This window comes from Janthinobacterium sp. AD80 (assembly GCF_002878455.1).
Classification (GTDB): Bacteria; Pseudomonadota; Gammaproteobacteria; order Burkholderiales; family Burkholderiaceae_D; genus Janthinobacterium.
Map to the genome: position 1 here is coordinate 35,007 of NZ_NRDQ01000021.1, position 20,031 is coordinate 55,037.

The window sequence follows — 20,031 nt, forward strand, 5'->3', positions numbered from 1 at the left end:
TAATGAATCTATTTTTTGAAGAATCCGGCGATTTCAAGGTCGGCACGGTCCTGTCGCAAGCGGGTGAGGCCTACCAGGTTGAAATGGCCAGCGGCAAGCGCACCAAGGTCAAGATCAAGGACGTGCTGCTGCAGTATGAAAAACCGGCCCCTGCCGAGCTGCTGGAGCAGGCCAAGGCCGTGGCTGCCGAGATCGACCTCGACTTCCTGTGGGAAGTGGCGGGCGAAGACGAGTTCGGCTTTGCCGAGCTGGGCGCCGAGTATTTCGGCCACGCTCCCTTGCCGCCGGAAGCGGCCGGCCTGATCCTGGCCCTGCATTCGGCGCCCGTGTATTTCTACAAGAAAGGCCGTGGCCGCTACAAGGCGGCGCCGGAAGCGTCGCTGAAAGCGGCCCTGGCCGGCATCGAAAAGAAAAAGCAGCAGGCGCTGGTGCAGGCAAGCTATGTGGAAGAGCTGAAACAGAACCGCTTGCCCGCCTCGATGCAGCCGATGGTGCTGCAACTGCTGTTCAAGCCGGACAAGAACACGATCGAATACAAGGCGCTGGAAGCGGCCTGCACGGAATTGCACACGACGCCGCCGCGCCTGATGCTGGCCGTCGGTGGCATTGCTTCGCCTAAAGACTTGCACCTGTCGAAATTCCTCTTCGAGAATTTCCCGAAAGGCGCCGGCTTCCCGAGCGTGCCCGTGCCGTCCGTGACGGCCAAGCTGCCGCTGGCCGACGTGGCCGCTTTCTCGATCGACGACGTGACCACCACCGAGATCGACGATGCCTTCTCCGTGCAGCCATTGCCGGACGGCACAGTGAAAGTGGGCATCCACATCGCCGCGCCGGGCCTGGGCATCCGCCCGGAAGACGTGATCGACAAGATGGCGCGCCAGCGCATGTCCACCGTCTACATGCCTGGCGACAAGATCACCATGCTACCCGATGAAGTCGTCAACGCCTTCACCCTGGCGGAAGGCACGACCTGCCCGGCCCTGTCGCTGTACGCCACGCTCGATCCAAAAGCGGATTGGGCTGTCGTCAGCACGCACACCGTCGCCGAGCTGGTGCCGATCGCCAGCAACTTGCGCCACAACCAGCTCGATGACCTGGTCAACGAGGAAACCCTGGCCAGCGGCGAGGGAGAGTATCCGCACAAGGCCGACTTCGCCATCCTGTGGCAATGGGCGCAGCAGCTGGAACAGGGCCGCATGAAGAAGCGCGAAGCGTTTGGCCTGAAGCCGGAACAGAACAACCGCGTCGATTTCAATTTCTATGTGGAAAACGACATCGTTACCGTGGCACGCCGCAAGCGTGGCGCGCCGCTGGACAAGATCGTCGCGGAACTGATGATTTTTGCCAACAGTACCTGGGGCAAGATGCTGCACGACCATGGCGTGCCGGGCATCTACCGCAGCCAGGGCGGCGGCACGGGCAATAGCTGGGCGGCAAAGATGCAGGTGCGCATGGTTACTCATGCTGCCCCGCACCAGGGCCTGGGCGTGGACCAGTACGCATGGAGCACCTCGCCCCTGCGCCGCTATACGGATCTGGTAAACCAGTGGCAAATCATCGCCTGCGCCGAGCACGGCGTGACGGCGCCGCTGGTAGCGCCGTTCAAGCCGCGCGACGCCAACCTGTTCGCCATCGTCTCGGCGTTTGACGCGGCGTATGCCGCGTATGGCGATTTCCAGTCGAACATGGAACGCTACTGGTGCCTGCGCTGGCTGCACCAGGAAAACGCGCGCCAGGTCGATGCTGTCGTGCTGAAAGACGAAATCCTGCGCCTGGTCGACATTCCGCTGGTCATCAAGCTGCCGGGCATGCCATCGGTGGCGCGCGGCGCGCAAGTGAAACTGGACTTGCTGCGCTGGGATGAAGTCGACCTGAGCATCGAAGCGCGCCTGCTGGAAATCGCTGCCGTGCCGGATGCGGCGGACAATGCCGAGCTCGACTACGAGGAAGAGACGGGCGACGACGCGGCCGATGTTGCCGAGGACGGCGACGCCGCGCCGCAAGCATCGGCGGAAGCGGCCAACCGGGTCAGCGATGCCGACACGGAAGTGGCGGAACTGGCCAGCGAAGACGTGGTCAGCGAACCCGAGATCAAGTAAGGCGAGCGCAAGGCTGCGAGGCGGTGCCGAAAACTGTTGCCGGCACCGCCCTTTGACGTAGAATTCAGCCATCTTGCATGGTGTGTTTGAACTGGGTTGCGCGTGAAGTCTTTCCGAGAGAATCGTTTCCTGATGATAGCCGTGGCGGTATCGCTGCTGGCGCACGGCGCCTTGCTGGCGATGCATTTTGTCGCCCCTGCGCCGCAGCGGGCCGTCGCCACCGATCCCGGCCTGGAAGTGATCCTCGTCAATGCCAAGCATGCGAACAAGCCGCTGAAAGCCGACGCGCTGGCGCAGGCCAGCCTCGACGGTGGTGGACAGGCAGACAAGGGCCGCGCCAAGTCGCCCTTGCCGGACATGCGCAAGGTGGAAGAGGGCGAGAGCGTCAAGGCCAGCGCGCGGCGCATTGCCGAGCTGGAGCAAAAGCAGCAGGAATTGCTGACGCAGGCGGCCAAGCCCACGCCCTACAGCGCCGCGCCCGTGACGGAAAAAGACAAGCCCAATCCCCTGGCCAGCGGCTCGGACCTGATGGAAAGCAGCAAGGCCATCGCGCGCATGGCAGCCGAGATCAGCCAGACCGTGGAAGACCAGAACAAGCGACCGCGCAAGACCTTCATTACGCCCAGCACGCAGGAGGTCGGCTATGCCATGTATTACAAGACCCTGCAAAAGCGCATCGAGGAAATCGGCACGCTGAATTTCCCGCAAAAAAATGGCCGCAAGATGTATGGCGAGCTGGTCGTGTACATCCCCATCTTCCAGGACGGCACGATTTACCAGAAAGAGGGCGGCGCCCGCGTGGAAAAAAGCTCGGGCAACCCGGCGCTGGACGCGGCCGCCCTGGCCATCGTGCGCCGCGCCGCGCCGTTTGGCCGTTTCCCACCGAATATGTTGTCGAGCGATAAAGATGACCTGTGGGTGGTGATCACCCGTTTCAAATTTACCCGCGAAGAAAAAATGGAAGCTAACCTGACTGGCGGCAGCAATTGAGCAAAAAAGAAATGAACCCTGATCATTATTGCGTCTTCGGCAATCCCATCGCCCACAGCAAGTCCCCCCTGATTCACGCCACCTTTGCCCTGCAGACGGGCGAGGCCATCGTCTATGAACGCCGGCTGGCGCCGCTGGATGGCTTTGTGCTGGCGGCCCGCAGCTTTGCCGCCGAGGGCGGCAAGGGCGCGAACGTGACGGTGCCCTTCAAGCTTGACGCCTGCGCGCTGGCTACCGAGCTCACGCCGAGGGCCAAGGCGGCCGGCGCCGTCAATACCCTGCGTTTCGATGGCGACGCCATTCTTGGCGACAATACCGATGGCGCGGGCCTGGTGGCCGATATCCTGCGCAATGCCGGCGTGGCCATCGCCGGCAAGCGTGTCCTGCTGCTGGGCGCGGGCGGCGCCGCGCGCGGCGTGGTGCTGCCCTTGCTGGAACAGGGACCGCTGGAACTGTTCATTGCCAACCGCACCGTGGCCACAGCCGCCGCGCTGGTGGTGCAATTTGCCGATGCACTGGCGCATCCGGAACAGCTGCGCGCCGGCGGTTTCGAGCAGCCCGAGGGCGTGTTCGATATCGTCATCAACGCCACCTCGGCCAGCCTGGCGGGCGACTTGCCGCCCGTGCCCGTCACCGTCTTCGGCAGCCAGACCCTGGCGCTGGACATGATGTATGGCGCCCAGCCCACCGTCTTCATGGACTTTGCCGCCCAGCATGGTGCGCAGGTGCGCGATGGCCTGGGCATGCTGGTGGAGCAGGCGGCCGAAGCGTTTTATGTGTGGCGCGGCGTGCGGCCGGACACGCAGGATTTGCTGGCGCAATTGCGCAACGCCCTGTGAGCGGCGGCAAGAAGGGCAACCGCAAGGGCGGCGGCAGCCGCTACGGCTGGATCAAGTGGCTGTTCATCGTGCCCGTGCTGGCGTTTATCGTCGTGCAACTGTATTTCTTCCTGCAAATCTGGTGGTGGGTCGACCACAATCCATCCAGCACGGCTTTCATGCGCGAACAGCTGTCGGTCTTGCAGGAGAAGAACCCGAACGCCACCATCAAGCAGACCTGGGTGCCGTACAACCGCATCTCGAACAACCTGAAACGCGCCATCATCGCCTCGGAAGACGCGAATTTCTCCGAGCACGAAGGCGTGGACTGGGATGCCTTGCAAAAGGCGTATGAAAAAAACAGCAAGAAGCAGAAGGTGGTGGCCGGCGGCTCCACCATTACGCAGCAGCTGGCGAAAAATCTGTTCCTGTCCGGTTCGCGCAGCTATGTGCGCAAGGGCCAGGAACTGATCATCACCTACATGCTGGAAAGCCTGATGGACAAGCAGCGCATTTTCGAGATTTATCTGAACGTGGTGGAGTTTGGCACGGGCATCTTCGGCGCCGAAGCGGCGGCGCGCCACTACTACCACGTCAGCGCGGCCAGCCTGAGCGCGGCGCAGGCGGCGAAACTGGCCGTCATGCTGCCGAACCCCCGTTTTTATGACCGCCACCGCGACACCGGCTACCTGAACCGGCGCACCGGCGTGATCCTGCGGCGCATGGGCGCGGCCGAATTGCCTTGATGGCGGCCCGATTCGTTTGCATTAAACCAAAGCTGCCGAATTGGCACTATTGCGGCGCAGCATCGTAATGCGGCATTGCCACACATTTTACGTGAAAAAGCATGGTGGAGGGGTGGTCGTGAAAAGGCCTTTGCGGGTACACTTGCGCTGTTTTCATTTTTGGCGCCAGCGCCAGCACATCACGATAACCCAACATCCGGCTGAGAGCGCGCATGATCAATGTCTTTGTATTACAGAATGGCCGGCTCAACCAGGTGCCGATCGACAGCCGCGCAGACCTCGAAAATGCCGAACCGGTGTGGGTCGACCTGACCGACCCTACCGATGATGAACGGGCCTGGGTCAAGGCCATCTACAACGTCACCCTGCCGGGCGAAGACGAAGTCAAGGATATTGAAGCGTCGGCCCGCTATTACGAAGCGGAAAACGGCGACTTGCACCTGCGCACCGATTTCCTGCGCGAAGAAGACGACGGCCCCTCGCGCGTCATCACCGTGGCGTTCATTCTCGCCCGCAAGATCCTGTTTTCCATGCATACGGACGACCTGCCCGTGTTCCGCCTTGTGCGCATGCGCGCCCGCTCACGGCCCGGTTCGATCGCCGACTACATGGATGTGCTGCTCGACCTGTACGCCACCGATGCCGAATATTCGGCCGACGTGCTCGAAGGCATCTACCAGAACCTGGAAGAAGTCAGCACGCGCGTGCTGCAAAAGGAATTTACCGATGCGCACGCGGCCGAAGCGCTGAACGCGATTGCCCACGAGGAAGATTTGAATGGCCGTATCCGCCGCAACATGATGGATACGCGCCGCGCCGTGAGCTTCCTGATGCGCGGCCGGCTGCTTAATTCCGAGCAGTTCGAGGAAGCGCGGCAGATTTTGCGTGACATCGAATCGCTGGACGGCCACACCTCTTTCCTGTTCGACAAGATCAACTTCCTGATGGATGCCACCGTCGGTTTCATTAACATCAACCAGAACAAGATCATCAAGATCTTCTCGGTGGCCAGCGTGGCCTTCCTGCCGCCGACCCTGATCGCCAGCGTGTACGGCATGAACTTCAAGCTGATGCCGGAGCTGGAATGGTCGTTCGGCTACCCGTGGGCCTGGGGCCTGATGATTACCAGCGCCATCGCACCCTTCCTGTATTTCCGCCACCGCGGCTGGCTGAAGTAAGCGCCAGAAACTGGGGCGCGCCCGCGCTCCAGTATCGCCAGCGGGCCTGTCCCGGCTGAGCAGGCAAAGGCAGCCATTTCAAAAATCGGCGATAATCACTGGTATTGCGTGGTATTGAAGTGGTATTGCCGTTGCCCCTGCATGCCCGCCGCCGTGTGCCGCGTACTTTGCCTCATGTCCTTTGCAAAAAAGTATCGCTACCGGCTTGCTTTTGGCGTGGCCATGCCCGCCTGTTCCACCTATGCTCATTGCGGTGCCGGCCTGTGCCGGCTGGCCGCCGCATTTCCCGTCACCGTTGTCTTCTGGAGAATCCATGCCTGATACCGCTACCACCCCAATGCGCTTTACCCACTTGATCAGCGACTGCGATGGCGTGCTGATCGACAGCGAGGCCGTGGCCCTGCAAGCGCTGCTGGAGTTGCTGGGACCGCGTTTGCCGAACCTGCCCGAAGGCGTCACCCTGCAAGGCTTGATCGAGCCGCGCCTGGGCCAGCGCCTGGTGCCGCTGATGCAGGATATCTACAAGGATCTGGGCCTGCCGCCATTGCCGGCCGATGACATCATGGCCATCGGCAATGCCGTCGATGCGGCCTGCGATGCGCAGCTGCGTGCCGTGCCCGGCGTGGCGCAGGCGCTGGCCGCCATTCCTCTGCCCAAGGCCGTGGCCTCGAACAGCGTCAGCGCGCGCGTGCTGTCGGCGCTGGAACGCACTGGCATGGCGCCCTTGTTCGAGAACCGCGTGTTCACGCCGGACCTGGTCGGCCATGCCAAGCCGCATCCGGGCGTCTACCTGGCGGCGGCGGCCGCCTTCGGCGTGCCGCCAAGCCAGTGCCTGGTGCTGGAAGACAGCGTCACGGGCGTGACGGCCGCCGTGGCGGCGGGCATGACGGTATTGGGATTCATTGGCGGCGGGCATATCGCCCCCGGCCAGGAAGCGCGCCTGAAGGCGGCCGGCGCGCAAGTTGTGTTCCAGGACATGGCCGGGCTGCCGGCGCTGGTGGCGGACCTGCTGCAACCGGCTGCCGAGCGGCAACCGGCTTAATTGCAAGTGCTTCAGCGGCAGGTATAGCCGCCATCGACCGGCAGGCTGACGCCGCTGATCATGGCGGCGGCGTCGCTGAGCAGGAACAGAATGGGCTTGGCGACCTCTTCCGAGGTGGCGAAACGGCGCAGCGGAATGGCCGCCAGCATGGGGCCGCTTTTTACGGGGTCGCTCCAGTCCCGTTCCGCCATCGGCGTCAGGGTCACGGTGGGATTGACGCTGTTGACGCGGATGCCGTGCGGCCCCAGTTCCAGGCACAGGCTGCGGGTGATCGCATCCATGGCTGCCTTCGAGGCGCAGTACGCCAGATGATGCTCGAGCGCCACCAGCGCCGCCTGGCTCGAGACATTCACGATGCTGCCCGGACGCCCTTCGCGCAACATGCCTTGCGCCACATGGCGCGCCATCATGGCCGCGCCGCGCGCATTGACCACCATCACGCGGTCGAAGCTGGCGGCCTCCACTTCCAGGCTGGGACCGAGTTGCGAGATGCCGGAACAATTGACCAGGCCATCGATATTGCGCAGCGGCGCCAGTGCGGCCGCCATGGCATCGCTGTCGCTGATGTCGAGTTGCAGCGGCTCGCAGCCGGTTTCCTCGGCCAGCGCCGCCAGCCGCTCGGCATTTTGCCCGACGGCAATGACGCGCGCGCCGGCCGCGCTGAGCATGCGCGCCGTGACCAGGCCGATGCCGCTGGAAGCGCCCGTGACGATGAATTTCTTGTGGCGGAAATCGAATAACATGGTGATCCTCAGGTGGGGTTGGCGTTGTTGATGCGGTGCATCAGGGGCCGCAAGGCAGGGTAGGCATCGCGGTAAAGGTCAAAGACGCGGCGGTAGGCTTCGCTGGCGCCTGCTTGCGGCGTGCTGCGCGGCACCAGGGTGACCCAGCCGCGCTGCGCCGCTTCCTTGCCGACCAGGCCGGTCCCCAGCGCCGCCAGCAAGGCCGCGCCCAGCGCCGCCTCGACGTTTTCCGCGATGGTGTAGACGGGGTAATCGGTGATGTCGGCAATGATCTGCATCCACAGCGGCGAGTGCGCGGCGCCGCCGACGACGATCAGCTTGTCGTCGAGCGCGACCGTGCCCATGCCCCTGGCGCCCGTGACGATATTGTGTTGCAGGGCAAAGCTCACGCCTTCGAGCACGGCGCGGTACAGATGGGCGCGGCTGTGGTACAGGCTCAGGCCCAGGAAGGCGCCGCTGGCCCTGGCATCCCAGATGGGGCTGCGCTCGCCCATCAGATAGGGCAGGAACAGCACGCCATCGGCGCCGGGCGGCACGGCCTGCGCCTGCTCTTCCATCAACTGGTGCGCATCGGCATGGCCCAGCCGCCTGGCCGCTTCCACGTCGGCCTGGCAAAACTCGTCGCGGAACCAGCTGACGGACGCGCCGGCCGTGATGGCGCCGCCGAATACATACAGGTCGGACTGGCTGTTGAACACGTGCGGCATGCTGATCAGCCCATGGCGCGCATCGGTCTGCTGGTGGATATAGCCCCAGCACATGCTGGTGCCGATCATGGCCACATGCTGGCCTGCGCGGCTGGCGCCGGCGGCGAAGGTGGCCACGGCCGCGTCGACCCCGCCGGCGATGACGGCGGTGCCAGCCAGCAAACCGAGCTGCTGCGCCGCCAGCGGCAGCAGCGCGCCCACCACCTCGGACGAGTCCACCAGGCGCTGCGGCATCATGTGCGCGGGGATGCCCAGCGCGTCGAGCATGGGGGCCGACCAGTTGCGCGCCGCCAGGTCGTACACGCCGCCGATATTGCCGGCCGAACTATGGTCGACGGCCACTTCCCCCGTCAGCAGGTAATTGATGTAGCTGTTGGGCGGCAGGAAATAGCGCGTGCTGTCCCACACGTCGGGCCGGTGGCGCTTCAGCCACAGCATTTTGGTGTAGCCGTAATAACTGTCGACGCCGTTGCCGGTGATGTCGTACAAGGTGTCCAGGTCGACATGCTGATTGACCCATTCCACCTCGGCGGTGGCGCGCCGGTCCATCCAGATCAGGCACGCATGCAGCGGCTGCATGGCGGCATCGACGGGAATGCCTGAGCCGCCGTACAGGCTGCTCACGCAGATGGCCTTGATGCTTGCCGCCGGCACCCCGCCCGTTTGCAGCACGTGGCGCACGCACGCCACCACGGCGTCATACCACACGGCCGGCCACTGTTCAGCCCACAGAGGGCGCGGCGTGTCGACCTGGTAAGCGTGCGCATGCTGGGCGACGATGGCGCCGCCGCTGGAAACCAGCAGGGCCTTGGTGCTTTGCGTGCCGATATCGACACCGATGACGTAATCCATGCCGGCTTCTCCGTTCAAGTGTGTGTCGCTGGTTTCAGCAGGACCTTGATGGAATCGAGCGAGTTGGCCAGCGCGAACGCCTGCTCCCAGTCTTCCAGCGGAAAGTCGTGCGTGACGATGCCTTTCGACGTGACCAGTCCGCGCTCCAGCAGGTCGATGGCGATCGGGTAGCAGTACGGGCCCAGGTGGGCGCCGCGCACGTCGAGTTCCTTGCGGTCGCCGATGATGGACCAGTCGGCGCTGGTTTCCTTGCCGAACACGCTGAATTCCACGAAGCGGCCCAGCTTGCGGATCACATTCAAGCCCTGCGTCACGCCGGCCGGCACGCCCGTCGTCTCGATATACACATCGCAGCCATAGCCGTCCGTCAAGCCGTGGATGATGGCCAGCGCATCGTCGGTGGCGGGGTTGATGGTGACGTGGGCGCCATACTCGCGCGCCAGCGCCAGGCGTTCCGGCACCATGTCGATGACCACCAGTTTCTTTGGCGTCTTGAGGGCGGCGATCTGCGTCATCATCAGGCCCAGCGGCCCGGCGCCGGCGATCACCACCACGTCGTCGAGCTGCACCTCGGCGCGGTTGACCGTGTGGATGGCGCAGGCCATCGGCTCGATGATGGCCGCGTCTTCCAGCGAAATGCTCTCGGGAATCTTGTGCACGAGGGCCGTGGGCGGGATGCGCATGTATTCGGCCATGCCGCCATCGGCCACTTCGCGCTGGAAGCCGAAGATATTGTGCACTTCGCACATCCAATATTTGCCCGATTTGCAAAAGCGGCACTTGCCGCAAGGCACGATCTGCTCGGCAATGATGCGGTCTCCCACTTTCACGCCGAAGTGTTCTTCGCCGTGCTCTCCCGCCTCGACCACGTAGCCGAAGAATTCATGGCCGGGCACGACGGGCGGCTTGACCCAAGACGGCTGGCCGTCGCCGCCCCAGAACATGGCGGCGCCCGAGTGGCATTTGCAGTCGCTGGCGCAGATGCCGCAGGCGGCGATACGGATCAGCAGCTCGTTCAGGCGCGGCCTGGGGCGGGTGATTTTCTGCAGGCGGTAGTCTTTCGGACCGTGGCAGACCACGGCTTGCATCTCGACTTCGGTGTACTTCATGACAGGCTCCAAATGGTAAAGGTGGTCAGGCGCGCTTGCTGCTGTTGCGGCTGATGTAAATGGCGAGCAGGATGATCACGCCCTTGATGATGTTTTGCAGGTAGGGCGAGACGCCCATCATGTTCAGGCCGTTATTCAGCACGCCGAGCATGACGGCGCCGATCAGGGTGCCGACGATGGCGCCGCGTCCGCCCGTGATGGCCGTGCCGCCCATGACGACGGCGGCAATCGCGTCCAGCTCGAAGCCGATGCCGGCGTTCGGCTGGCCGCTCATCAGGCGCGAGGTCAGCACCAGGCCGGCGATGGCGGCCGTGCCGCCGCTGATGGCGTACACCAGCAGCTTGTAGCGGGCCACGCGCACGCCGCTCAGGCGCGTCGCTTCCTCGTTGCCGCCGATGGCGTAGATATAGCGGCCCAGCGGCGTATGGTCGAGCAGCACATAGGCGATGAGGAACACCAGCAGCATCACCAGGATCGGCGTCTGCACGCCCAGCACGCTGCCGCGGCCAAAGAATTCGAACCAGTCCGGCAAGTCGTTGATCGGGTAGCCGCCCGTGTACAGCAGGGCCAGTCCGCGGGCAATGCCCATGGTGGCCAGGGTGACGATAATCGGCGGCATGTTGGCGTAGGCGACAAAGAAGCCGTTGCCCACGCCAAAGGCGATGCCCACGGCCAGGCCGGCCGCGATGGCCAGCCCGGGCGGCAGGCCGGCCACCATCAGGCCCGCCGTCAGGGTACCCGTCAGCGCCATCACGGAACCGACGGACAGGTCGATGCCGCCGCTGAGGATGGCGCACGTCATGCCGACGGCGATGATGGCGTTGATCGACACTTGCCGCGCGATATTGACCAGGTTATCGGCGGAAAAGAAATGGTCGGTGGTGGCCGCCATGGCCGCCGATACCAGCAGCAGGCCAAGCAGCGGAAAAAAGGCCGGCGACTGCTTCAGCATGACCCACAGCGATGTGGCCGTGGCGGGGGCGGCCCCGCGCGGCGCGGCGAGGGTCTCAGTGTTGGGCGGTTGTTGCATGGCGCATTACCTCGCTCGAGTGTATGGAAGCGCCTTCCAGCAGGGCCACGATGGCACCTTGCCGGAACACGGCGACCCGGTCGCACATGCCGGTGATTTCCGGCAGTTCCGATGAAATCAAAATGATGGAATAGCCATCGCTGGTGAGGGCGCGCATCAGGCGGTAGATTTCCGCCTTGGCGCCCACGTCGATGCCGCGCGTGGGTTCATCGAAGATGAGGATCTTGCAGTGATGGTTGAGCCAGCGGGCGATCACCACTTTTTGCTGGTTGCCGCCGCTCAGGGTGCCCACGCGCGTGCCCGGGCCGGGCGCCTTGACGCCCACCTTGGCCATCACGGCCCGCGTGGCGGCCAGTTCGGCCGGGCGGCGTATCAGGCCCGCGCCCGTGTATTTGCCCAGGTTATTGACGGAAATGTTTTCCATGATGTTGAAATCAAGGATCAGCCCTTCCGTCTTGCGGCTCTCGGGCAGCAGGCCGATGCCGTGCCGCAAGGCATCGGCCGGATCGCGCAGGCTGGCTTTTGCGCCATGGATGCGGATCTCCTTGTGCCAGGCGGGCTGGGCGCCCATCACGGCCAGCGCCAGTTCCGTGCGGCCGGAACCGACCAGGCCCGCAAAGCCGAGGATTTCGCCCTGCCGCAGTGCGAAGCTGTTGCTGGGACCATCCTTGCTCAGGCGCACGTCGCGCGCCTCGAGCACGATGGCCGGCGTGCCGGATGGCAGGGGCTTGGCGGGAAAGTTCGCTTCGAGCTTGCGTCCCACCATCATTTCCACCAGCTGGCCGACATCGGTGGCGGCCACCTCCGTCATGCCCACGTATTGGCCATCGCGCAGCACGGTGATGCGGTCGCACACGTCGAAGATCTCGTCCATGTAGTGCGAAATGAAAATCATCGCCACGCCTTGCTGTTTCAGTTCGCGCATGATGGTGAACAGGTGCCCCGCTTCGCTGGGCGTCAGGGTGGCCGTCGGCTCGTCGAGGATCAGGATGCGGGCATTGAGCGAGAGGGCCTTGCCGATTTCCACGAACTGCTGCTGGGCGATGCTGAGCTGGCTGACCTCGGCCGCCAGGTCGATGGCAATGCCCAGGCGCGCGAAGATGGCCGCCGCTTCCTGCCGCATGGCTTTTTTCGACAGCAGGCCCAGCGCATTCGTCCTTTCGCGTCCGAGGAAGATGTTTTCCACCGCGTTCAGGTAGGGAATCAGCGAGAATTCCTGAAAGATGATGGCGATGCCGGCGGCGATGGCGTCGTTGTAGCTGTGGAAATCGCAGGGCTGGCCATTGACCACGATGCTGCCCGCATCGGGCCGGTAGATGCCACTGAGAATTTTCATCAGCGTGGATTTGCCGGCGCCGTTTTCACCGAGCAGGGCGTGGATTTCGCCCTGGCGGATGTCCAGGTTAATGCCGTTCAAGGCTTTCACGCCGGGAAAGCCCTTGGTGATGTTTTGTAGCTGCAAGATCGTCTGCATGATGGGACCCGGAGGAAGGGAGAACGTCCCGCAGCCAGGCCGCGGAAACGGGGAGTGCGCCAGGCGCGGCGCTTACCAGCTGAAAGACTTGGCGCCGGCCTTGTCCACCAGCTTGACGTCGACCGGCACTTGCGGCGGCACGTTGGCGCCCCATTTTTTGGCCATGGCGATGGCCAGCGCCAGGCGCACCTGGTCGCGCGGGTACTGGGCGGCCGTGGCGATGAACTTGGAATTGGGCTTGAGCATGGCCTTGATGGCTTCAGGCGCGCCGTCCACGCTGGTCAGCTTGACGTCCTTGCCGCTCGCCTCGATGGCCGACAGCGCACCCATGGCGCCGCCATCGTTGACGCTGAAGATGCCTTTCAGCTTGGGCTGCGCCTGCAGGATGTTTTCCGTGACCGTCAGGGCCTGGTCGCGTTCCTGCTTGCCATTTTGCGTGCTGACGATCTTGATGCCAGGAAAGGCCGCCAGCGCATCCTTGCAGCCGCGCACCCGTTCCAGGATGGGCACGACGGGGATGCCGTCGAGAATCGCCACGTCGCCCTTGCCGTCCAGGCTCTTGGCCAGGTAGGTGCAGGCCAGCTGCCCGGCATTGAAGTTTTTCGAGCCGACGAAGGAATCGACGGGGCCGTTGGCATTCGCATCGACGGCGACGACGATCACGCCGGCCGCCTTGGCCGACTTGACGGCCGACTGGATGCCCACCGAATCGGTGGGGTTGAGCAGCAGGATGTCGATTTTCTTCTGGATCATGTCTTCCACGTCGCTCGTCTGCTTGGCCACGTCGTGGCGTGCATCGGTGATCACCACCGTGGCGCCGATGCTGGCGGCCGCCTCTTCCAGCGCCTTTTTCATGGTGATGAAATACGGATTGTTGAGTTCCTGGAAGGACATGCCGATCTTCAGCGGCGCGGCGCTGGCGGGCAGGGACAGGGCAGCGGCGCACACGGTGGTCGTGGACAGGACAAGCAGTTTTCTTTTCAACATCATCGTCTCCTGGTTTTTAGTATGGATTTTGGGTGTCGTGGCAGCCTTGCCTTGCCTGCTGCCGGGGCATGAAGCGAAAAATCAGTTGCCTGGCGCCGCCGTTTTCAAGCCGTCGTAGCGGCGGAACTTGGAGGGCGAGATGCCCTTGTGGGCAAGGAACTGGCGGTTGAAATTGGACAGGTTGTTAAAGCCCACCTGGTAGCAGATGTCCGTGATGCTCAAGGCGCTATTGCTGAGCATTTCGCAGGACAGTTTGATGCGCAGCAAGTTCACGTATTGCACAAAGGAAATTCCCGTGTGCTTGCTGAACGAGCGCGAGAACGAGCTGACGTTTTGTCCGATCAGTTCGGCCAGTTCCGATTCGCGCAGGTCGGTCGACAGGTTCTTGCCGATGTAGGCCAGCGCCAGGTTGATCTTCGACGCCATGTAGCTGTGCGGATCGGGCCGGTAGCTGGGGCTGGATAGCTGGCGGCGCCCGTTGTCGTGCAGCAGCAGTTCCAGCAGCGACAGGAACAGCATGGCCCGGCGGCAGCCGCGCGCTGTCAGCAACTCCCGCATCAGGGGCAGGGCGGCGGCGCCGCTCTCTGGCGCAAACAGCAGGCCGCTGCGCGATTCGTCCAGCAGAGTTTTGACTGTGCGCAATTCCGGAAAGGCGGCGGTGGCCTTGGCCATGAATTCGGCCGTGAATTGCAGGATCAGGCAGCGTTCAGCCACGGGCTGGTTGTCGGGCAGTTCGCTGACCCAGTTATGCGGCAGGTTGGGACCGGACATGACCAGGTTGCCCGGCGTGAAATCGCCGATATAGTCGCCGACGAAGTACTTGCCGCTGGTGTCGGTGATCAGCTGGATTTCATATTCCGGATGAAAGTGCCAGCGCACGGTGCGGTAGGGGTAGCCGTGTGACCAGGCGGTAAACGATTCATCGGCGGGCACGCAGACGACTTCGAGATCGGGTTTCATGATGTGCTCCCTCGCGTCGCTTAACAGGTGACGGCGGGAAAAGGAGAACAAGCGCGGTGGCGGCGAGGCGTGAACGGGGCGAGGCGGATGCTTGGCATGACGTGTCTCCTGCTGGGTTACCGTGCGCTTCGACCCTGTTGCCGGCCGGGCGTGTTTTTAATTTATGGTTCCATTCTATGCAGGCGAACCCGACGGGGCCACTCATTCCATGTGGGTATACCGATACTTTTTTTGCATATTCGTTGCCCCGGAGGATACATAGTCAAATTTTGTGCATTGCGTCAAATGTTGCTGAGCAATACGCTGGCGGAAAAAGATGGCAATTGCACAAAATAGTATCGATAAAACAGGGTCTTTGACGTAGCGCAGGCCCCCGCAGCGCTTGTATGCTGGCCAGGCTGGCTACGTCGGGGCCGGCGTCCCTTCAAGAATATCCATGCCGGAGAGCGCCATGCGAGTACTGTATGTCTGATGTCTATTTAACGCACCTGATCAGCGATTGTGATGGCGTGCTGGTCGACAGCGAAAGCGTGACCTTGTTTTCTCTGCTGAAGCAGTTGCGCCCGTACGTGCCCGCCGATACGCCGCTGGTCGCCCTGATCCAGCCGCGTCAAGGACAGAACTTCGAGACACTGCTGACCGGCGTGTTCCTCGAACTGGGTCTCGCGCCGCTGGCGCCTGAGGTCTGCGCAGCGATCCGCCAGGGCGTCGAAATCGATTGCGACCGGCTGCAGTGCGCCGTGCCCGGCGTGCTGCGGGCGCTGGCCGCCATCAATATGCCGAAAGCGGTGGCGTCGAATAATACTGGCGCGCGCGTGCGGTCGGCGCTGGAACGGACCGGCATGGCACCGTTATTTGGCGGACGGGTGTTTACGCCGGACCTGGTGGGCCATGCCAAGCCGCATCCTGGCGTCTACCTGGCGGCAGCCGCCTCGTTTGGCGTGCCGCCGGGCCAGTGCCTGGTGCTGGAAGACAGCGTCACGGGCGTGACGGCCGCCGTGGCGGCGGGCATGACAGTATTGGGATTCATCGGCGGCGGGCATGTCGCCGCCGGCCAGGAAGCGCGCCTGAAGGCGGCCGGCGCGCTACTTGTGTTCAATGACATGGCAAGGCTGCCGGCGCTGGTGGCCGCGGCGATGGACACCGCGGCCGTGTAAAACGCTTATGCCAACTTGGCAAACACCTTGCGCGCGGCGGCGATGGTGGCGTCGATGACGGCATCGTCGTGGCGCGCCGAGACGAAGCCCGCCTCGAAGGCGGCTGGCGCGAAGTACACACCTTCGTCGAGCATGGCGTGGAAGAAGGCGTTGAACTTGCTGCGGTCGCCCGCCATCATCTCCGCGTAGCTCGTCGGCGGCGTTGCGCTGAAATAAATGCCGAACATGCCGCCGATGTAGTCGGCGCAGAAGACCACGCCGGCCTCTTGGGCGGCAGCGGTCAGGCCTTCGGCCAGGCGCTTGGCCGTGGCGCCCAGCTGCTCGTAGAAGCCCGGCTGCTGGATCAGTTTCAATGTCGTCATGCCGGCTGCCACGGCGACCGGATTGCCGGACAGGGTGCCGGCCTGGTAGACGGCGCCCAGCGGCGCCATGTTGTGCATCAGCGCCGCGCTGCCGCCAAAGGCCGCCACCGGCATGCCGCCGCCGATCACCTTGCCCAGGGCCGTCAGGTCCGGCTTGATGCCGTACAGCGCCTGCGCGCCGCCCAGGGCGACGCGGAAGCCGCACATGACTTCATCGAAAATGAGCAAGGCGCCGTGCTGCGTGCACAGCTCGCGCATGGCTTGCAGGAATTCCGGCGTGGCCTTCACCAGGTTCATATTGCCCGCCACCGGTTCGACGATGACGCAGGCGATGTCCGCGCCGAAGCTGTCGAAGGCGTCCTTCAGCTGTTCCACGTTGTTGTAGTCGAGCACCAGCGTGTGCTTGACAAAATCTTCCGGCACGCCGGCCGACGTCGGGTTGCCGAAGGTGAGCAGGCCGCTGCCCGCTTTCACCAGCAGCGAATCGGCGTGGCCGTGGTAGCAGCCTTCAAACTTGACGATCTTGTCGCGGCCCGTGGCGCCGCGCGCCAGGCGCAGGGCGCTCATGGTCGCTTCCGTGCCCGACGACACCAGGCGGACCTGCTCGATCGACGGCACCAGGCGCGTGATTTCCTCGGCCATCAGCACTTCGCCTTCGGTCGGCGCGCCGAACGACAGGCCCAGGGCGGCGGCGTCCTGCACCGCCTTGATCACTTCAGGATGGGCGTGGCCGACGATGGCCGGGCCCCAGGAGCCGATGTAGTCGATATAGCGCTTGCCGTCCGCATCCCAGAAGTACGGGCCTTCGGCGCGCGTGATGAAGCGCGGAGTGCCGCCCACGGAGCGGAAGGCGCGCACGGGCGAATTGACGCCGCCTGGCGTGGTTTTTTGCGCGCGGGTAAACAGGATGTCGTTCTGGGAAGTCGTCGTCATGATAATCGTGCCTTGAAAGTGGATCGTTGTCTGTGTCGTCTGTCTGGTCTGCTACAGCATTATTCGGCGCCGCGCGGGCGCTGCAGCTGGAACAGCCGGTTCGGCACCAGCTTGCCCATGCCGTGGCGCTGCGCGTGCGCCAGCGCGCCGGAGGTAAATTCCTGCGCCGCCACGACCGCCTGCGGCACGTCGTCTTCATTTTCCGCCAGGGCCAGCAGGGCGGTGGCCGCTGCCGACAGGGTGCTGCCGGCGCCGTTGAAGATGCCCGGCAGGTGGCGCCATTCGTCGTGGCGCACCACGCCGTCTTCGCCGAACAGGGTATTGGCGCGCAGCTTGCCTTCGGCCGTGCCGGCCTTGCTGGCGTCGGCCGGCATGCCGGTGACGAGCACGTATTCGCAGCCCAGCGCCACCAGGTAGTCGACATCATTCTGCAAGGTGTCGTCCGGATCGGCGTCGCGCCAGGTCTCGGCCAGGCGTTCCAGTTCCACCGGCGAGATGATCAGCAGGGTCGTTTGCGGGATCAGCAGCTGGCGCACGGCGGTGAGGATGTCTTCGTCGTCCATGCCCTGTTCCGGCAGCGCCGAAATGAAGGGATCGAGGATCAGCGGCACGTTCGGATAGTCGGAGACGATTTCGGCGATCGCCGTGACGTTTTCCACGCTGCCCAGCGCGCCGATCTTGATGGCGGCCACCGACATGTCTTCGAGCAGCACGCGCGCCTGGTCGGAAACCCAGTCCGGGTCGACCGCCTGCACGTCTTCCACGCGCGCCGTATCGCTGATCAAGAGGCCCGTGGTGACCGACAGGCCATGGCAGCCGAAGGCTGAAAATGTGGCCAGGTCGGCCTGGATGCCGATCGCGCCGACTGGATCGGACACGCCGAAGCTTAATATGAGGGGAGAAGTTTGGTTTTGCACGGCGGGTAGATTAAGATACCTAATTCAGCATTTTACTTGATTGAAGGGTGGCAGAACGTGAGTAGCAACGAAACAACGCAGCAATTCCAAACGTGGATGTGTCTTATTTGCGGCTGGGTTTATGATGAAGCGGCTGGCCTGCCTGACGAAGACATCGCTCCCGGCACGCGTTGGGCCGATGTGCCGATGAACTGGACCTGCCCGGAATGCGGCGCGCGCAAGGATGATTTCGAGATGGTGGCCATTTAATTAATCCTGATCAATTGGCATGCCGCGGTCGCCCGCCTGTGCGGCGACAGCCTATGCTATGGTACGCAAGATTGCCGAAAAATCAAATGACGAGTCCGTTACAGCCCCCGGCATCGTCCGATGGCGCCGCAAGTGCCGGCCTGACGATCCTGGTGATCGACGACAGCGCGACGATACGCAGCGCTGCCGCGAAGATCCTCGGCGACGCCGGATACCGCGTGGTGGTGGCGGAAAATGGCTTCGAGGCGCTGGCCAAGATCGGCGACTGCCGGCCGGCGCTGATCGTGTGCGATATCCTGATGCCGCGTCTCGATGGCTACCGCACGTGCGCGCTGATCAAGGCCAGTGCGGCGTTTCACGCCACGCCGGTGCTGATGCTGTCGTCGAAAGAGGGTTTGTTTGACCGCGCGCGCGGCAGCATGGCGGGCGCCAACGCCTGCCTGGCCAAGCCGCTGGCGCCTGAAGCGCTGCTGGCGGCCGTGCGGCAGCATCTGGCCGGGCATTTTTAGTATGATGCATTTAGTATGATTCATTGAGCACGGCTCAATCACCGCAGCAAGGAAGTAAAACACAGATGGCCATACACACAATTCTGATCGTCGATGACTCGCCGACAGAGCGCTACTACCTGAGCGAGATGCTGGTGCGTGCCGGTTACGCCGTGCTGACGGCGCAAGACGGCGCCGACGCGCTGGCGCAGCTGAAGCAGGCCAGGCCCGACCTGATCCTGATGGATGTGGTGATGCCCGGTGCGAATGGCTTCCAGATCACGCGCGCCATCGCCCGCGATCCTGAACTGCAGGACGTGCCGGTGATCATCTGCTCCAGCAAGAGCCAGGAAACGGACCGCATCTGGGGCTTGCGCCAGGGCGCGCGCGACTACCTGGTCAAGCCGGTGGTCGAAGCCGACCTGCTGGCGAAGATCGCGGCGCTGTCCTGACGCATGCGTACGATGCCTGGCAATGGCGTGCCTGCCGCGGCTCTGTCGGCCATGCCGCCGTTCGAGCCTGGCGCGCGGCAGGGCCGTTTGCGCCAGTACCAGCTGCAATTGTTCGAACGGGTACAGGCTGCGCGCAGCGGCGCGCTGGCCGCACGCAAGGAACTGGGCGTGCTGCTCGGCGGCCGGCATTGCCTGCTCGACCTGACGCAGCTCGGTGAAATCGTCATTCCCGCCGGCTTGCCCATCCAGGGCGTACCGCTGGCGCAGGACTGGTACCTGGGCCTGGCCGCCATGCGCGGCCGTCTGACGGCCATCATCGACCTGGCCCGCTACATGGGCGAGGCACCCTGCGCGGCTGGCGGCGACAGCCGCATCATCACCTTCTCTCCCCGCCTGGGCATGAACTGCGCGCTGCTGGTCGAGCGCGTGCTGGGCTTGCGCCAGCAGCGCGGCATGCTGTCCGTGCCGGCGCAGGGGAGTACCGCTGGCACGGCGCCGCCATGGGCGAGCCAGACCTTGCGCGACAGCGAAGGGCAGCACTGGCTGCGCCTGGACCTGGCGCAGCTGGCGCAGGCGGAGCGCTTCCTCGATGCCGGCTTTGCCGGCGTGGCCAGCGGCAAGGATGAACACTGATGGGCGCCCATTCCCCTATCCTGGCATCCGGCATGGCCGAGGCGGAGCACGGCCCGGGCGAAGCGGCGCTGGCGGCCGACCTGCCGCTGCGCCTGCGCGATGCGC

Annotated in this window: 20 protein-coding genes; 11 read left to right on the forward strand and 9 right to left on the reverse strand. The window is 64.0% G+C overall.

Annotated features, from left to right (window positions below):
* The first annotated feature begins 2 nt into the window (after positions 1-2).
* The 6 genes from JaAD80_RS05620 to JaAD80_RS05645 all read left to right on the forward strand — a co-directional run bounded on the left by JaAD80_RS05620 (position 3) and on the right by JaAD80_RS05645 (position 6,873).
* Positions 3-2,099 (forward strand): ribonuclease catalytic domain-containing protein, encoded by a 2,097-nt coding sequence (locus tag JaAD80_RS05620; RefSeq protein ID WP_102293273.1) that lies wholly within the window; start codon positions 3-5, stop codon positions 2,097-2,099.
* A 132-nt stretch (positions 2,100-2,231) separates the two neighbouring features.
* Positions 2,232-3,089: an energy transducer TonB gene (locus JaAD80_RS05625; protein ID WP_102293274.1), complete on the forward strand. Its 858-nt coding sequence runs from the start codon at positions 2,232-2,234 to the stop codon at positions 3,087-3,089.
* 11 nt (positions 3,090-3,100) lie between these two features.
* Entirely contained in the window at positions 3,101-3,928 is an 828-nt protein-coding gene (gene aroE, locus JaAD80_RS05630; protein WP_102293291.1) for a shikimate dehydrogenase, read from the forward strand.
* On the forward strand, positions 3,925-4,653 hold the full coding sequence (gene mtgA / locus JaAD80_RS05635; RefSeq protein WP_102293275.1) for a monofunctional biosynthetic peptidoglycan transglycosylase: 729 nt from the start codon (positions 3,925-3,927) through the stop codon (positions 4,651-4,653). Before aroE ends, mtgA begins: the two co-directional genes overlap by 4 nt.
* A gap of 212 nt (positions 4,654-4,865) precedes the next feature.
* The gene (gene corA / locus JaAD80_RS05640) at positions 4,866-5,831 is read left to right on the forward strand and encodes a magnesium/cobalt transporter CorA (protein WP_034746658.1); all 966 of its coding nucleotides are present in this window, start codon (positions 4,866-4,868) and stop codon (positions 5,829-5,831) included.
* 313 nt (positions 5,832-6,144) lie between these two features.
* The gene (locus JaAD80_RS05645; protein WP_102293276.1) at positions 6,145-6,873 is read left to right on the forward strand and encodes an HAD family phosphatase; all 729 of its coding nucleotides are present in this window, start codon (positions 6,145-6,147) and stop codon (positions 6,871-6,873) included.
* 11 nt (positions 6,874-6,884) lie between these two features.
* On the opposite strand, the gene JaAD80_RS05650 is transcribed toward JaAD80_RS05645, so the two are convergent.
* The 7 genes from JaAD80_RS05650 to JaAD80_RS05680 form a co-directional block, all read right to left on the reverse strand.
* Positions 6,885-7,622 (reverse strand): SDR family oxidoreductase, encoded by a 738-nt coding sequence (locus JaAD80_RS05650; RefSeq protein ID WP_180979318.1) that lies wholly within the window; start codon positions 7,620-7,622, stop codon positions 6,885-6,887.
* Positions 7,623-7,624: 2 nt separating this feature from the next.
* A complete protein-coding gene (locus tag JaAD80_RS05655) occupies positions 7,625-9,175 on the reverse strand; it encodes an FGGY-family carbohydrate kinase (RefSeq protein ID WP_102293278.1) in 1,551 nt (516 codons plus the stop codon).
* A gap of 14 nt (positions 9,176-9,189) precedes the next feature.
* On the reverse strand, positions 9,190-10,284 hold the full coding sequence (locus JaAD80_RS05660; protein ID WP_102293279.1) for an alcohol dehydrogenase catalytic domain-containing protein: 1,095 nt from the start codon (positions 10,282-10,284) through the stop codon (positions 9,190-9,192).
* A gap of 25 nt (positions 10,285-10,309) precedes the next feature.
* On the reverse strand, positions 10,310-11,314 hold the full coding sequence (locus JaAD80_RS05665; protein WP_102293280.1) for an ABC transporter permease: 1,005 nt from the start codon (positions 11,312-11,314) through the stop codon (positions 10,310-10,312).
* Complete coding sequence (locus tag JaAD80_RS05670; protein WP_102293281.1) at positions 11,292-12,788, reverse strand: sugar ABC transporter ATP-binding protein; 1,497 nt, start codon at positions 12,786-12,788, stop codon at positions 11,292-11,294. Before JaAD80_RS05670 ends, JaAD80_RS05665 begins: the two co-directional genes overlap by 23 nt.
* A gap of 72 nt (positions 12,789-12,860) precedes the next feature.
* The gene (locus JaAD80_RS05675; protein ID WP_374755229.1) at positions 12,861-13,775 is read right to left on the reverse strand and encodes an ABC transporter substrate-binding protein; all 915 of its coding nucleotides are present in this window, start codon (positions 13,773-13,775) and stop codon (positions 12,861-12,863) included.
* 81 nt (positions 13,776-13,856) lie between these two features.
* The gene (locus JaAD80_RS05680; protein WP_102293283.1) at positions 13,857-14,735 is read right to left on the reverse strand and encodes an AraC family transcriptional regulator; all 879 of its coding nucleotides are present in this window, start codon (positions 14,733-14,735) and stop codon (positions 13,857-13,859) included.
* 464 nt (positions 14,736-15,199) lie between these two features.
* On the opposite strand from JaAD80_RS05680, the gene JaAD80_RS05685 reads away from it, so the two are divergent.
* Positions 15,200-15,892, forward strand: a complete 693-nt coding sequence (locus tag JaAD80_RS05685) for an HAD family phosphatase (RefSeq protein WP_180979317.1) — start codon at positions 15,200-15,202, stop codon at positions 15,890-15,892.
* 5 nt (positions 15,893-15,897) lie between these two features.
* Here the strand turns inward: JaAD80_RS05685 and hemL are convergent, their stop codons facing one another.
* Complete coding sequence (gene hemL / locus JaAD80_RS05690; protein ID WP_102293284.1) at positions 15,898-17,187, reverse strand: glutamate-1-semialdehyde 2,1-aminomutase; 1,290 nt, start codon at positions 17,185-17,187, stop codon at positions 15,898-15,900.
* A gap of 59 nt (positions 17,188-17,246) precedes the next feature.
* Positions 17,247-18,104 carry a hydroxymethylpyrimidine/phosphomethylpyrimidine kinase gene (locus JaAD80_RS05695; RefSeq protein WP_102293285.1) on the reverse strand — a complete coding sequence of 286 codons (858 nt, stop codon included), beginning with the start codon at positions 18,102-18,104 and terminating at the stop codon, positions 17,247-17,249.
* A gap of 96 nt (positions 18,105-18,200) precedes the next feature.
* Between JaAD80_RS05695 and JaAD80_RS05700 the strand changes: the two genes are divergently transcribed.
* The 4 genes from JaAD80_RS05700 (at position 18,201) to JaAD80_RS05715 (ending at position 19,926) form a co-directional block, all read left to right on the forward strand.
* A complete protein-coding gene (locus tag JaAD80_RS05700; RefSeq protein WP_038488910.1) occupies positions 18,201-18,353 on the forward strand; it encodes a rubredoxin in 153 nt (50 codons plus the stop codon).
* An 86-nt stretch (positions 18,354-18,439) separates the two neighbouring features.
* Positions 18,440-18,862: a response regulator gene (locus JaAD80_RS05705; RefSeq protein ID WP_102293286.1), complete on the forward strand. Its 423-nt coding sequence runs from the start codon at positions 18,440-18,442 to the stop codon at positions 18,860-18,862.
* Positions 18,863-18,927: 65 nt separating this feature from the next.
* Positions 18,928-19,293 carry a PleD family two-component system response regulator gene (locus JaAD80_RS05710; protein ID WP_086143773.1) on the forward strand — a complete coding sequence of 122 codons (366 nt, stop codon included), beginning with the start codon at positions 18,928-18,930 and terminating at the stop codon, positions 19,291-19,293.
* A gap of 3 nt (positions 19,294-19,296) precedes the next feature.
* Positions 19,297-19,926 carry a chemotaxis protein CheW gene (locus JaAD80_RS05715; protein ID WP_102293287.1) on the forward strand — a complete coding sequence of 210 codons (630 nt, stop codon included), beginning with the start codon at positions 19,297-19,299 and terminating at the stop codon, positions 19,924-19,926.
* The last annotated feature ends 105 nt before the right edge of the window (positions 19,927-20,031 follow it).

Coding starts and splice junctions, on each gene's coding strand:
- corA (WP_034746658.1), top strand. CDS start 4,866: ATGATCAATGTCTTTGTATTACAGAATGGCCGGCTCAACCAGGTGCCG.
- hemL (WP_102293284.1), bottom strand. CDS start 17,187: ATGACGACGACTTCCCAGAACGACATCCTGTTTACCCGCGCGCAAAAA.
- JaAD80_RS05660 (WP_102293279.1), bottom strand. CDS start 10,284: ATGAAGTACACCGAAGTCGAGATGCAAGCCGTGGTCTGCCACGGTCCG.
- JaAD80_RS05685 (WP_180979317.1), top strand. CDS start 15,200: ATGTCTGATGTCTATTTAACGCACCTGATCAGCGATTGTGATGGCGTG.
- JaAD80_RS05710 (WP_086143773.1), top strand. CDS start 18,928: ATGGCCATACACACAATTCTGATCGTCGATGACTCGCCGACAGAGCGC.
- JaAD80_RS05645 (WP_102293276.1), top strand. CDS start 6,145: ATGCCTGATACCGCTACCACCCCAATGCGCTTTACCCACTTGATCAGC.
- JaAD80_RS05670 (WP_102293281.1), bottom strand. CDS start 12,788: ATGCAGACGATCTTGCAGCTACAAAACATCACCAAGGGCTTTCCCGGC.
- JaAD80_RS05680 (WP_102293283.1), bottom strand. CDS start 14,735: ATGAAACCCGATCTCGAAGTCGTCTGCGTGCCCGCCGATGAATCGTTT.
- JaAD80_RS05675 (WP_374755229.1), bottom strand. CDS start 13,775: ATGTTGAAAAGAAAACTGCTTGTCCTGTCCACGACCACCGTGTGCGCC.
- JaAD80_RS05715 (WP_102293287.1), top strand. CDS start 19,297: ATGCGTACGATGCCTGGCAATGGCGTGCCTGCCGCGGCTCTGTCGGCC.
- JaAD80_RS05700 (WP_038488910.1), top strand. CDS start 18,201: ATGTGTCTTATTTGCGGCTGGGTTTATGATGAAGCGGCTGGCCTGCCT.
- JaAD80_RS05625 (WP_102293274.1), top strand. CDS start 2,232: ATGATAGCCGTGGCGGTATCGCTGCTGGCGCACGGCGCCTTGCTGGCG.
- JaAD80_RS05665 (WP_102293280.1), bottom strand. CDS start 11,314: ATGCAACAACCGCCCAACACTGAGACCCTCGCCGCGCCGCGCGGGGCC.
- JaAD80_RS05655 (WP_102293278.1), bottom strand. CDS start 9,175: ATGGATTACGTCATCGGTGTCGATATCGGCACGCAAAGCACCAAGGCC.
- JaAD80_RS05705 (WP_102293286.1), top strand. CDS start 18,440: ATGACGAGTCCGTTACAGCCCCCGGCATCGTCCGATGGCGCCGCAAGT.
- aroE (WP_102293291.1), top strand. CDS start 3,101: ATGAACCCTGATCATTATTGCGTCTTCGGCAATCCCATCGCCCACAGC.
- JaAD80_RS05620 (WP_102293273.1), top strand. CDS start 3: ATGAATCTATTTTTTGAAGAATCCGGCGATTTCAAGGTCGGCACGGTC.